The sequence below is a fragment of the Pseudomonas sp. PAGU 2196 genome, assembly GCF_022179005.1.
GTDB lineage: Bacteria > Pseudomonadota > Gammaproteobacteria > Pseudomonadales > Pseudomonadaceae > Aquipseudomonas > Aquipseudomonas kermanshahensis.
Genome location: NZ_BNTL01000011.1, coordinates 114738 through 126705, shown reverse-complemented (window position 1 = coordinate 126705; position 11968 = coordinate 114738). Strand labels below are relative to the sequence as shown.

General features: G+C 62.2%; 10 protein-coding genes. 8 read left to right on the top strand and 2 right to left on the bottom strand.

Features of this window, described 5'->3' with window-relative positions:
• Positions 1 to 23: 23 nt before the first annotated feature.
• Positions 24 to 1211: a 4-hydroxybenzoate 3-monooxygenase gene (pobA, locus tag MFF34_RS10840; protein WP_238213358.1), complete on the bottom strand. Its 1188-nt coding sequence runs from the start codon at positions 1209 to 1211 to the stop codon at positions 24 to 26.
• 172 nt (positions 1212 to 1383) lie between these two features.
• On the opposite strand from pobA, the gene MFF34_RS10835 reads away from it, so the two are divergent.
• From MFF34_RS10835 to MFF34_RS10825, 3 genes are all read left to right on the top strand, one after another.
• Positions 1384 to 2262: a helix-turn-helix domain-containing protein gene (locus MFF34_RS10835; protein WP_238213356.1), complete on the top strand. Its 879-nt coding sequence runs from the start codon at positions 1384 to 1386 to the stop codon at positions 2260 to 2262.
• A 67-nt stretch (positions 2263 to 2329) separates the two neighbouring features.
• Complete coding sequence (locus MFF34_RS10830) at positions 2330 to 2728, top strand: MerR family DNA-binding transcriptional regulator (RefSeq protein ID WP_027593543.1); 399 nt, start codon at positions 2330 to 2332, stop codon at positions 2726 to 2728.
• Between the two features lie 20 nt (positions 2729 to 2748).
• Positions 2749 to 3648 carry a hydroxymethylglutaryl-CoA lyase gene (locus MFF34_RS10825; protein ID WP_238213354.1) on the top strand — a complete coding sequence of 300 codons (900 nt, stop codon included), beginning with the start codon at positions 2749 to 2751 and terminating at the stop codon, positions 3646 to 3648.
• Positions 3649 to 4177: 529 nt separating this feature from the next.
• Here MFF34_RS10825 and MFF34_RS10820 read toward each other — a convergent pair.
• A complete protein-coding gene (locus tag MFF34_RS10820; protein WP_238213352.1) occupies positions 4178 to 4708 on the bottom strand; it encodes an MgtC/SapB family protein in 531 nt (176 codons plus the stop codon).
• A 154-nt stretch (positions 4709 to 4862) separates the two neighbouring features.
• On the opposite strand from MFF34_RS10820, the gene MFF34_RS10815 reads away from it, so the two are divergent.
• From MFF34_RS10815 to MFF34_RS10795, 5 genes are all read left to right on the top strand, one after another.
• A complete protein-coding gene (locus MFF34_RS10815; protein ID WP_027593546.1) occupies positions 4863 to 5102 on the top strand; it encodes a DUF3203 family protein in 240 nt (79 codons plus the stop codon).
• Between the two features lie 121 nt (positions 5103 to 5223).
• Positions 5224 to 6627, top strand: a complete 1404-nt coding sequence (gene ccoG, locus MFF34_RS10810; protein ID WP_099429130.1) for a cytochrome c oxidase accessory protein CcoG — start codon at positions 5224 to 5226, stop codon at positions 6625 to 6627.
• Between the two features lie 52 nt (positions 6628 to 6679).
• On the top strand, positions 6680 to 8089 hold the full coding sequence (mapR, locus tag MFF34_RS10805) for a GntR family transcriptional regulator MpaR (protein ID WP_027593548.1): 1410 nt from the start codon (positions 6680 to 6682) through the stop codon (positions 8087 to 8089).
• A gap of 57 nt (positions 8090 to 8146) precedes the next feature.
• Entirely contained in the window at positions 8147 to 9802 is a 1656-nt protein-coding gene (locus MFF34_RS10800) for a PAS domain-containing sensor histidine kinase (RefSeq protein WP_238213350.1), read from the top strand.
• A 64-nt stretch (positions 9803 to 9866) separates the two neighbouring features.
• The gene (locus MFF34_RS10795; protein ID WP_238213340.1) at positions 9867 to 11936 is read left to right on the top strand and encodes a PAS domain-containing sensor histidine kinase; all 2070 of its coding nucleotides are present in this window, start codon (positions 9867 to 9869) and stop codon (positions 11934 to 11936) included.
• Positions 11937 to 11968 lie beyond the last annotated feature (32 nt).

The window sequence follows — 11968 nt, the reverse complement described above, 5'->3', positions numbered from 1 at the left end:
GCCAGCGGCGCTCGATCTTTACCCTACGCCACCTCTTCGAACGGCAAGCCCACATAGTTCTCGGCAATGTTCACCAACCCCGCCGGCGACGACAGGAAGTACTCGCGGTCAGCCTCCTGCATCTTCTGGTCCCAAGCGTCCTTGTGCGTACCAAAGTCATGCAGCAACTGGGTCATGAACCAGCTGAATCGCTCGCCTTTCCAGACCCGGCGCAAGGCCAGCGGCGAGTATTGCTGCAACAGGTCGGTACGCCCTTCGTGGTAGACCTTGACCAGGATCCGGTACAGGTAATTGACGTCCGATGCCGCCAGGTTGAGGCCCTTGGCACCGGTAGGCGGGACGATGTGGGCGGCATCGCCGACCAGGAACAGGTGCCCGTATTGCATCGGTTCGACCACCAGGCTGCGCAGCGGGGCAATGCTTTTTTCCAGCGCAGGGCCGGTCACCAGGTTGGCCGCAACGTCCTCGGGCAAGCGAGCCTTGAGCTCGTCCCAGAAACGCTCGTCGGACCAAGCTTCGACCTGATCGTCCAACGGCACTTGCAGGTAGTAGCGGCTGCGGGTCTGCGAGCGTTGGCTGCACAGCGCGAAGCCCCGCTCGTGATGGGCATAGATCAGCTCGTGATTGACCGGCGGGGTATCCGACAACAAGCCCAGCCAGCCAAACGGATACACCCGCTCGTACTGCTTGAGCACGCCCTCGGGGATGCTCTGCCGAGAAACGCCGTGGAAGCCGTCGCACCCGGCGATGTAGTCACAGTCCAGGCGGTGAACCTGCCCGTCCTTCTCGAACGTGAGGTACGGACGCTCGCCTTTGAGCTCATGCGGCTGCACATTGCTCGCTGCGTAGATGATCGGTGCACCACTGGCTTCACGGGCGTGCATCAGGTCACGGGTAACCTCGGTCTGGCCGTAGACCATCACCGTCTTGCCACCGGTCAGGGCCTTGAGGTCGAGGCGCTGGCGACGCCCGCCGACCAGCAGCTCGACGCCTTCATGCACCAGCCCTTCCCGGTCCATGCGCGCAGCCACGCCGGCCTCACGCAACAGGTCGACCGTGCCTTGCTCCAGCACGCCGGCACGGATGCGGCCGAGCACGTATTCGGGGGTCTGGCGTTCGACGATGACCGTTTCGATACCGGCCTTGTGCAGCAACTGGCCGAGCAGCAGGCCGGACGGACCTGCACCGATGATTGCAACCTGAGTTTTCATTGTTGTTGTCTCTAGTCGGGCGATGCCGGCCCTGGACTGGCAGTGGCATGGCATCTGCTGTTAGGGTTTACACCTGCATTTTTACTGGCAAAGGTTGCCGGTTAAGTGTGCTATTCCATGCAAAACCTGCACTTTTACAAAAAACGTTCGATTAACGGACAGGCAAAACCGCATGAAATCCACCCTCCCCGGCATTCCGTTGTTCCAGCTGTACGGCGAAAATCAGGCGTGGCCCGGCACCGACCTGTTGCACTGCGAGTCGATCCCGGCACGCAGCCGCTTGCACCACTGGGAGATCAAGCCGCACCAGCATGCCGAGCTGTTCCAGTTGCTGTATGTGCAGCGTGGCCAGGCCGAGGTGGAGATCGAAGGTGTCCGCAGCTCGATCAGCCAGGCCGCCATCCAGGTGGTACCGCCACTGACCGTGCACGGCTTTCGCTTCAGTGCCGACATCCAGGGGCATGTACTGACCTTCGGCACCGCGCTGGTGGCCGAACTGGAACAGCAACTGGGCGCGCCGCTGGGCATGCTGGCCACGCCGGCGTGCTATGCGTTGGGCAAGGACCGCCAGCGTTTAAGCAGCCTGATCGACACGCTGCAGCAGGAATACCAGGGCAATGCCCCGGCACGGGCGACGATGCTGCAGGCGCTGGTGACCGCATTGATGGTCTGGATCAGCCGCCGGCAGCAACTGGGCCAGGCGCCCCGTAACCGTGATGAGCGGGACCGGCAGTTGCTCGGGCAATACCTGCGCTTGGTCGAGGCGCATTACCGCGAGCATTTGTCCGTGGAGGACTTCGCCGCGCGCCTGAACGTCTCGAGCCTGCAGCTCAACCAGCTGTGCCGGGCACTGAGCGGGCAAACGGCTTTGCAGGTGGTGCATCAGCGGCTGCTGCTGGAGGCGCGGCGCAACCTTCTTTATACGCGCATGAGCATTGGGCAATTGTCGGATAGCCTGGGGTTTACCGACCCCACCTACTTCGCGCGGTTTTTCAAGCGGCTGAGCGGGCAGACACCCAATGGCTATCGCCGGGTGGGGGTGCCTGAATAGCGCGCCTGCTTGACGTATACGTCAACCTGCATTCAGGATAGCCCCATACCCCACGCCGAGCCCCCGCATGAGCCTCCAGACCTACAGCATCTCCGACCTGTCCCGCGAGCTGGACATCACCACCCGTGCCATCCGCTTCTATGAGGAACAGGGCTTGCTGAGCCCCGAGCGACGTGGCCTGGAACGCATCTACTCGGCACGTGACAAAGTCAGCCTGAAGCTCATCCTGCGCGGCAAGCGCATTGGTTTTTCCCTCGCCGAATGCCGTGAACTGATCGAGCTGTACGACCCCACCAGCGGCAACCTGAAACAGCTCAACAGCATGCTGGTGAAAATCGCCGAACGACGTGCCCAGCTGGAGCAGCAGATGCTCGACATCCACCAGATGCAACTGGAGCTCGACACCGCCCAGGAGCGCTGCGAGCAGGCCCTTGCCGCGACCTTGAACAACAAAGACAACCGTTGACTCGCCACAGGAAACCCGCCATGCCCTTGCCTAAAGAAGTCCGTCTGGTCGAAGTTGGCCCCCGCGACGGTCTGCAGAACGAAGCCCAGCCCATCAGCGTCGCCGACAAGGTGCGCCTGGTTGACGACCTCACCAAAGCGGGCCTGGCCTACATCGAAGTCGGCAGCTTTGTCTCGCCCAAGTGGGTACCGCAGATGGCCGGTTCCGCAGAGGTGTTCGCAGGCATCGTGCAGCGCCCAGGTGTTACCTATGCCGCCCTGGCGCCGAACCTGCGCGGCTTCGAGGATGCCCTGGCTGCCGGGGTGAAAGAGGTGGCGGTGTTTGCCGCAGCATCCGAGGCGTTCTCGCAGCGCAACATCAACTGCTCGATCAGCGACAGCCTCAAGCGCTTCGAGCCGATCATGCAGGCAGCGCGCAGCCACGGCGTGCGCGTGCGTGGCTATGTGTCGTGCGTCTTGGGCTGCCCTTATGAAGGCAAAGTCAGCGCCGAACAGGTCGCCCCGGTCGCCCGCGCCCTGCATGACATGGGCTGCTACGAGGTATCGCTGGGCGACACCATCGGTACCGGCACTGCAGGCGATACCCGCCGGCTGTTCGACGTGGTGTCGGCCCAGGTGCCCCGCCAGCAGTTGGCCGGGCACTTCCACGACACCTATGGCCAGGCCTTGGCCAACGTCTATGCCAGCCTGCTTGAAGGTATCAATGTGTTCGACAGCTCGGTGGCCGGGCTGGGGGGCTGCCCCTATGCCAAGGGCGCTACCGGCAATATCGCAACCGAAGACGTGGTGTACCTGCTACAGGGGCTGGGCATCGAGACCGGCATCGACCTGGACCGCCTGATCGCCGCAGGGCAACGCATCAGCACGGTGCTGGGCCGCGCCAACGGGTCGCGGGTGGCACGCGCACGCAGCGCGCACTAGTCACACGGGTGTCACATGAATGTGGGTGGAGTGTTACCTCCCCCACGTTTCGCAGCAAAAAATCGGGTAACAGGGAAACAAATCGACAAAATTTCAGGTCGAGTGTTTTTCACAAAAACACATAAGCGCTTGATTTTAAAGGATTTGAAAAAGTTGGCACGGGCCATGCTATATCTTTGGTACAAGAACAAAAAAAATGTGACACCCAATAAAAACAACAGGTAACGGCTCTGACATAACAAGAACAACACGGCAGAGGCGTAGCAAGCAGATTTTTTTGGAGTAGACACGCTTTTCAGGGGTACGCCCCGCGGTCTGACACAGAACAATAAAACTACCTCAAGGTAGCGGCAGTCGGCATCGGATCAGTCATGATGAAAGCAGGTCAGCGCTCAAAAAAATACGTTTGTTCTTGACCCCGCATGGGGGTCGCCCGCGACACAAAGACAGGCTGACAAAAACAACAAAAGGCCGTCTTCAATAATAAAAAGAGCAGGCAACAACGCTTTGGGGGGAGCTTCGGCTCCCCTCAGTGCTTCCTGCCCTCCTCCTCGCTCTGTTTCTCCTCATCCTGTTTCTCCACCTTGTCCACCAGCATAGGCATCGTGCCCAGCACCAACAGTGCCAGCACCGTGCTGATCAATGCCGTGGCTTCGCGCCCCATGCCGGCGGCCGTACCGATGGCGGCGGTCATCCACAGCCCTGCTGCGGTGGTCAGCCCTTTCACATGGCTGGTGTCCTGGCCGTTGCCCTTGAGAATGGTACCCGCGCCCAGAAAACCGATACCGGCGACAATGCCCTGGATCACCCGGCTTAGCGCCTGCTCGTCGGCCCCGGCCATGCTCGGCGCCAACACGAACAGCGCAGCGCCCAGCGAGACCAGCATGTGGGTACGCACGCCGGCAGACTTGCCTTTGTGCTCACGCTCAAAACCCAGCACCGCACCCAGCACGGCCGCCATCAGCAGGCGCACCAGCACCTGCGTGACTTCGCGCTCGTCGCCGAGGTCGGCGAACTCGGCCTGAATGGTTTGCCAAATCGGATGCCACCAAGGGTTCATCGTGACGCTCCTGACCAGAATGCGCTGGTGCTGCCTCTGTGAGAGTTGACTCGCGCAGCGCCGGCAAGTGCGATACATCCCGCCCAGCGGATCGATGCAGCAACCACCTCTGCACAGTGGTCACACGTGTAACCGCCACCAAGAGGACATTCCCATGCCGGTTGAAATCGACGAAAGCACCCGCCGTTGCACGCTCATCGGCGACCATGTGCACCTCGAAGGCGATGGCCCTGCCATCGAAATCATCACCGATGAGCAGCTGCGCATGTCGGTGGCGGTGCTGGCGGGGGAACGGGTGCCGATCACCGAAGCAGAAGCTGATGCCCTGACCGTAGCGGGTGCGGTGGATAGCCGCAGGCATCTGAAGACCAGCGTGCCAGGCTCGGTAATCTAAGGCCTGGCGTGGTTTTGCTGATCATCTGATACGGTTTTTATCGCCAAACCTGAGCCTGTGCTGATAACAGCTCGGGGGCCATAGTGCTCATGCCTGATCGAGGCCTGATGAGCACCGAGCCATGAACGATAGAATCCCCTTTACCGAGATCGCCGCGCCCGCAAGTTCAGCCGCCAAACGCCACGTTGACAGCGGCCTTCACACCCGCAGTTTCACCGGGCTGTACCGCAACCTGCGGATCGGTTTTGCGGGGGCGTTGTTCGCACTGTTCTTCGGCACCGCCTGGCTTACCTGGAACGGCCGCCAGGCAGTGCTCTGGGACTTGGGCAGCAGCAAGTTCCATATCTTCGGCGCAACCTTCTGGCCGCAGGACTTCATCCTGCTGTCTGCGCTGTTGATCATCTGCGCCTTCGGCCTGTTCGCCATCACGGTCTACGCCGGGCGCGTGTGGTGCGGGTACAGTTGCCCACAAAGTACCTGGACCTGGTTGTTCATGTGGTGCGAAAAGGTCAGCGAAGGTGACCGCAACCAGCGCATCAAGCTTGCCGCTGCCCCCTGGAGCTTGGAAAAACTGGCCCGTCGGGCGCTCAAGCACAGCCTGTGGCTGGCCATCGGCTTGCTCACCGGCCTGACCTTCGTCGGCTACTTCACCCCGATACGGCCCCTGGCGGCAGAACTGTTCACCTTGCAGTTGGGTGGCGTCGCGCTGTTCTGGGTGTTGTTCTTCACCGCCGCCACCTACATCAATGCCGGCTTGCTGCGCGAGGCGGTGTGCCTGCACATGTGCCCCTATGCCCGCTTCCAAAGCGTGATGTTCGACAAGGACACCCTGGCGGTGGCCTACGACCCGCGCCGCGGCGAAACCCGTGGCCCGCGCAAGAAAGGCAGCGACGCCCACGCCCAAGGCCTGGGCGACTGCATCGACTGCACGATGTGCGTGCAGGTCTGCCCCACCGGCATCGACATCCGCGACGGCCTGCAAATGGCCTGTATTGGCTGCGCGGCTTGCATCGACGCGTGTGACGGGGTCATGGACAAGATGGGGTATGCGCGCGGCCTGATCGGTTACAAGTCTGAACACAGCCTGCAGGGCGGCACCACCCACTGGTTGCGCCCGCGCCTGTTGGGCTACGCCGCGGCACTGGTGGTGATGATCGGCGCGCTGGTAGTTGCCTTGCAACTGCGCCCGATGGTGTCGCTGGACGTGATCAAGGACCGCGGCCTGTTCCGCGAGAACGCCCAAGGCCAGATCGAGAACATCTACCTGCTCAAGGTCATCAACAAGACCGAAAGCACCCAGCGCTATCACCTGCGTCTGCTGGACGCTGACGGCTTCACCCTGCAGGGCAAGACCGAGTTCATCATCCCGGCTGGCGAAATGAGCGAATTGCCGGTCTCGGTGGCGATGCTTGCAGAACGCCCGACCAGCAGTTCGCAAACCTTGAGTTTCGAAGTGCAGGACAGTGACGAACCTGCCGTGCGCAGCGTGGCTCAAAGCCGCTTCGTCGCACCGATGAACCGCTGATCCCTTACACTGTTTTTCCACCTTGCCTGCCAGGCTTCGACAGAAGGCCAGAATGAAACGCTACGAACGATTCGCCGATGACATTGCCGAACTGATCCGCTCGGGTGTGCTAGGCCCTGGCCAGCGGGTGCCGTCGGTGCGCTATGCCAGCCAGACCCACGGGGTCAGCCCATCCACGGTGTTCCAGGCCTATTACCTGCTGGAACGGCGCGGGTTGATTCGCGCGCGCCCGCGTTCGGGGTACTTCGTCAACGCCCATGCACCGCGCCAGTTCTGCGAACCACAGGCCTTACAGCCGGTCAGCGAGTCCACCGATGTCGACGTCAGCGCGCTGGTGTTCTCCATCCTCGACTCGATAAAGGACCCCAACACGGTGCCGTTCGGCTCGGCCTTCCCGAGCCCCGAACTATTCCCATTGCAGCGCCTGTCGCGCTCGCTGGCCAGTGCCAGCCGCGCGATGGACCCGCGCATGGTGGTCACCGACCTGTCGCCCGGCAACCCTCAATTGCGCCGGCAGATTGCCCTGCGCTACATGGTCGGCGGGCTGATGCTGCCGATGGAAGAACTGCTGATCACCAACGGCGCGCTGGAAGCCCTGAACCTGTGCCTGCAGGCCGTGACCGAACCCGGCGATCTGGTGGCGATTGAAGCGCCGGCCTTCTATGCCTGCCTGCAAGTGCTGGAGCGGCTCAAACTCAAAGCCGTGGAAATCCCCGTTCACCCGCGCGAAGGCATGGACCTGAGCGTACTGGCGCAGACCCTGGAGAAGCACCCGGTCAAGGCCGTATGGTGCATGACCAACTTCCAGAACCCGGTAGGCGCCAGCATGCCGGAGGCCAAGAAGCAGGCGCTGGTCGAGTTGCTGGCACGCCACCAGGTGCCGCTGATCGAAGACGACGTCTACGCCGAACTGTATTACGCGCAACAGGCACCCAAGCCCGCCAAGGCCTTCGACACCCAAGGTCTGGTGATGCATTGCGGTTCGTTCGCCAAGAGCCTGGCGCCCGGCTACCGCATCGGCTGGGTGGCCGCCGGGCGTTTCGCGCAGAAGATCGAACGCCTCAAGTTGATGACTTCGCTGTGCGCATCGATGCCGGCCCAGGCGGCCATCGCCGACTACCTGCAACACGGCGGCTATGACCGCCACTTACGCAAGCTGCGCTACGCGCTGGAAGGCCAGCAAGCCAACATGCTCGCCGCCATCTCCCGCCACTTCCCGGCGCAGACGCGGGTCAGCCAACCGTCTGGCGGCTACTTCCTGTGGCTTGAACTGCCAGAGCAGATGGATGCGCTCAAGCTGTTCCACATGGCCTTGGCCCAGGGCATCAGCATCGCCCCCGGCCCCATCTTTTCACCGACCCGTCGCTTCGGTAATTGCATCCGCCTGAACTACGGCAGCCCCTGGCATGACGGCGCCGAAAAGGCCATGGAAACCCTGGGGCGAATCATTCGTTCATTTTGATAGCTGTCAGCCTGCGCCGCGACTATAGTTGCCCGATCCGCTCACCGGTTCGCAACCATGCAGCCAGTCACGCAAGCTTCCTACGAGCAACTGCAGGCACGTGTCGCAGAGCTGGAATCGCTGCTGGCCCAGCGCGATGACATCGCGCTGGCAAACAACAAGCTGCTCGGTGAACTGGTCGACAGCAGCTTGGCCAACGTGTTTGCAGCCGACCGCAAAATGCGCCTGTTGGCGATCAATCGGACCGCCCGCGAAACCTTCCAGCGGTTTCGCGGTTTTGTGCCGCAGATCGGCGATTACATCCCGCAGTTTCTGGCCAACCAACCGGACATCATGGGCCGCTTGGCCCCCGTATGGCCGCGCCTGCTGGCCGGCGAAGCGTTCATCGACACCATCGCCCTCGGGCCACCTGACGCCCTGCGCCACTATGAAATCCGCTACCACCCGCTGCTCGACGCGCAGCAGCGCATCCAGGGCGGCTATATGTTCGCCTACGACATTACCGAGCGCATTGCCGAGCAGGAACGCCTGCACCAAACCGAAGAAGCACTGCGCCAATCACAGAAAATGGAAGCGGTCGGCCAATTGACCGGTGGCATTGCCCATGACTTCAACAACCTGCTTGGCAGCATCCTTGGCGCACTGGAGCTGGCCGGGCAACGCCTGAGCCAGCGTCGCGTGCTGGACACCGCCAGGCTGCTCGAAGTCGGCAAGGACAGCGCGCTGCGCGCAGCCTCGCTGGTGCAGCGTCTGTTGGCTTTTTCGCGCCAGCAAACACTGCTGCCGCAACCGGTCGATGTACAGCAGTTGGTGGCCGGCATGCATGACCTGATCCGCAGTTCGATCGACTCGCACATCGACTTGCAGGACCGGACACTGGCCGGCCAGTGGTCGATCCGCATCGACCCTCAACAGCTGGAAAACGCCCTGCTGAACCTGTGCATCAACGCCCGCGATGCCATGCCCCTGGGCGGTACCCTGCGCATTGGCTGTGAGAATGCCGAGCTCGACGACGAGCAGGCCCGCCGCCTGGACGTGCCGCCAGGCCATTTTTTGCACATACGGGTGGACGACACTGGCATGGGGATGAGCAAGGACGTGATGCAGCGTGCCCTCGACCCGTTCTTCACAACCAAACCCATGGGCCAGGGTACTGGCCTGGGGCTGTCGATGGTCTATGGCTTCGTGCGCCAGTCTGGCGGGCAATTACGCATCGACAGCACGCCTGGGCAAGGCACCAGCGTCCACCTGTATCTGCCCCGGGACGAAAGCACCACCCCCGCGCATCCTAGCCCTGCGCCTGAAAATGCTGACGCCAGGCCGCTTCACAGGCCACACCGGATCATGCTGGTAGAAGACCAAGCGACCCTGCGCCTGGTACTCGGCGAAGTGCTGAAAGAGCTGGGCCACGAGGTCCAGATTTTCGAGGACGGCCGCAGCGCACGCGCGGCGTTGCAGCACGGCCCATTGCCTGACTTGTTGATCACCGATGTCGGCCTGCCCGGCGGCATCGACGGCAACCAGCTCGCAGAGGCCTACCGGGGCCTTGCCAACGAAGCACCAGTGATACTGATCACCGGCTACGACATTGCCAGCAGCATGGCGCGAGGCTGGCCTGCAGAGCGCACCGAGGTGCTGTCCAAGCCCTTCGAGCTCAAGGCACTGGGTGAGCGCATCGATCGCTTGCTGGGCGTGGCTGCGCATTTGCGTTAAGGGTGTTTTCGCCCTTGGGGTGAACACGTTAGAGTTTGGGCCTTTAATTTCGTCGGACGTCGGCATGCCTTCCCGCGACCTGCTTTCCCTGCGCCAACACGTCGAAGACCTGGAGCGCCGTAACGCACTGCTGGAGTCGCAGTTGGCGAGCTACCAGGAACACGATCAGATTCTCTATCGCTCCTTGTTCGACACCATGGACGAAGGGTTCTGCATCATTGAGTTCTTCGATGGGCCACATGGCCCCTTGAGTGACTACGTGCATGTCGTAGCCAATGCGGCGTATGCGAAACATGCCGGCATCCCCAACGTGGTCGGGCAAAAACTGCGCGAGATGGTCCCCGACGAGGCGGATGATTGGGTAGCCCGCTACGGCGAAGTGCTGCGCACCGGCGAGCCGCTGCACTTCGAACAGGAGCTGGTTGCCACTGGTCATGTCCTGTCCGTCACCACCTTTCGCGTCGAACCCGCTGAGCGGCGCCAGGTGGCGGTGCTGTTCAAGGATGTCACCGAACGGCGTCGTGCAGAGCTGGCCCTGCAGCGCATGAACGAAGAGCTCGAAGAGCGGGTCAATGCGGCGCTGGCAGAGCGCCGGTTGTTTGCTGAAGTGGTCGAGCACAGCCTGGCTAACGTGCACATGATCGACAGCAACTTGCGCTGGCTGGCGATCAACCGGCAGGCCAAGCTGGAATTTCATTACCTGTACGGCGCCACCCCGGAAGTGGGCGACTCTGTGCCCGCGCTGATGGGCGACAACCTCACCGACCTGAACGTGATCATGCCGATGTGGCAACGCGCACTGGCGGGCGAACAGTTCACGATAACCCAGCGTTTCGGCAAAGGGGCTGCACAACGGCATTACGAGCTGCGCTTCAACTGCCTTCGCGACCCTGATGGCGCGATTCTGGGTGCCTACCTGTTCGCGTATGACATCAGCGAACGCGTCGCCGCCCAGCAGCGCCTGCTCAACGCTGAAGAGGCACTGCGGCATGCGCAGAAAATGGAGGCCGTGGGGCACTTGAGTGGCGGCATCGCCCATGACTTCAACAACCTGCTGGGCAGCATTCTGGCGGCCCAGGAATTGATGCAGCAACGCTTGCAACAGGCGCGTCACGACCAACTCGGCAGCTTGCTGGACGTTGCCAGTGGCGCGGCGCAGCGTGCCGCCGCTGTCGTGCACCGCCTGCTGGCGTTCTCGCGCCAGCAGACGCTGCAACCCCAGCCCACCGATGTCACCCGCTTGGTCAATGGCATGGAGCAGCTGGTCCGTGGCAGCATCGGCCCGTCCATCCAGTTGCACAGCCACTTCCCGCAGCACCTGTGGCCAACGTTCATCGACCCGCCACAGCTGGAAAACGCCCTGCTCAACTTGTGCATCAACGCCCGAGACGCACTGCCTGAAGGTGGCGCAATTACCCTCAGCGGCGACAACCTGACCCTTGACCCGCCGCTCGCCCAAAGCCTCGACCTGGCTGCAGGCGATTACCTGCGCCTTGGGGTCAAGGACAACGGGCGAGGCATGTCGGCAGAGGTCGCGGCGCGCGCCGTGGATCCGTTCTTCACCACTAAGCCAATGGGCCAGGGCACTGGCCTTGGGCTTTCCATGGTGTACGGCTTCGTGCGCCAGTCAGGGGGGCAGATGCGTATCCTGTCCAAGCCCGATGAAGGCACGCTGATCGAACTGTACCTGCCCCGCCACCTTGCGTGGCAAGCGATGAACAGCTTCGAAACCCCGGCTCAACTCCCGGCAAGTTGCAACACCGTGCAGGCTGGGCAAATCGTGTTGGTAGAAGACCAGGAGCCCCTGCGCCTGGTCATCAGCGAAGTACTCGAAGAGCTCGGCCATGACGTCCAGGCATTCGCCGACGGCCCAAGCGCGCTGGCGTACCTTGAGCAGTGCCCCCAGCCGCACCTGCTGATCACCGATATTGGCCTGCCCGGTGGGCTGAACGGGCGTCAAGTCGCCGACCGATGCCGCGTACTGCACCCGCACATAAAAGTGCTGTTCATCACCGGTTACGATGAAAGCGCTGTACTCAGCCACGGCCAACCCCTGGAAGCGTCCAGTGTATTGACCAAACCCTTTGACCTGGCGGCACTCGTGGAAAGAGTCGCACAGCTGCTGATGCATTAGTGGCCCGTGGTTTATCGATGGAGCGAAATGAA

Excerpts from the sequence above, each read along its gene's own strand:
- MFF34_RS10825 (WP_238213354.1), top strand. The coding sequence starts at position 2,749 with ATGCCCTTGCCTAAAGAAGTCCGTCTGGTCGAAGTTGGCCCCCGCGAC.
- ccoG (WP_099429130.1), top strand. The coding sequence starts at position 5,224 with ATGAACGATAGAATCCCCTTTACCGAGATCGCCGCGCCCGCAAGTTCA.
- mapR (WP_027593548.1), top strand. The coding sequence starts at position 6,680 with ATGAAACGCTACGAACGATTCGCCGATGACATTGCCGAACTGATCCGC.
- MFF34_RS10820 (WP_238213352.1), bottom strand. The coding sequence starts at position 4,708 with ATGAACCCTTGGTGGCATCCGATTTGGCAAACCATTCAGGCCGAGTTC.
- MFF34_RS10800 (WP_238213350.1), top strand. The coding sequence starts at position 8,147 with ATGCAGCCAGTCACGCAAGCTTCCTACGAGCAACTGCAGGCACGTGTC.
- MFF34_RS10830 (WP_027593543.1), top strand. The coding sequence starts at position 2,330 with ATGAGCCTCCAGACCTACAGCATCTCCGACCTGTCCCGCGAGCTGGAC.
- MFF34_RS10835 (WP_238213356.1), top strand. The coding sequence starts at position 1,384 with ATGAAATCCACCCTCCCCGGCATTCCGTTGTTCCAGCTGTACGGCGAA.
- MFF34_RS10815 (WP_027593546.1), top strand. The coding sequence starts at position 4,863 with ATGCCGGTTGAAATCGACGAAAGCACCCGCCGTTGCACGCTCATCGGC.
- pobA (WP_238213358.1), bottom strand. The coding sequence starts at position 1,211 with ATGAAAACTCAGGTTGCAATCATCGGTGCAGGTCCGTCCGGCCTGCTG.
- MFF34_RS10795 (WP_238213340.1), top strand. The coding sequence starts at position 9,867 with ATGCCTTCCCGCGACCTGCTTTCCCTGCGCCAACACGTCGAAGACCTG.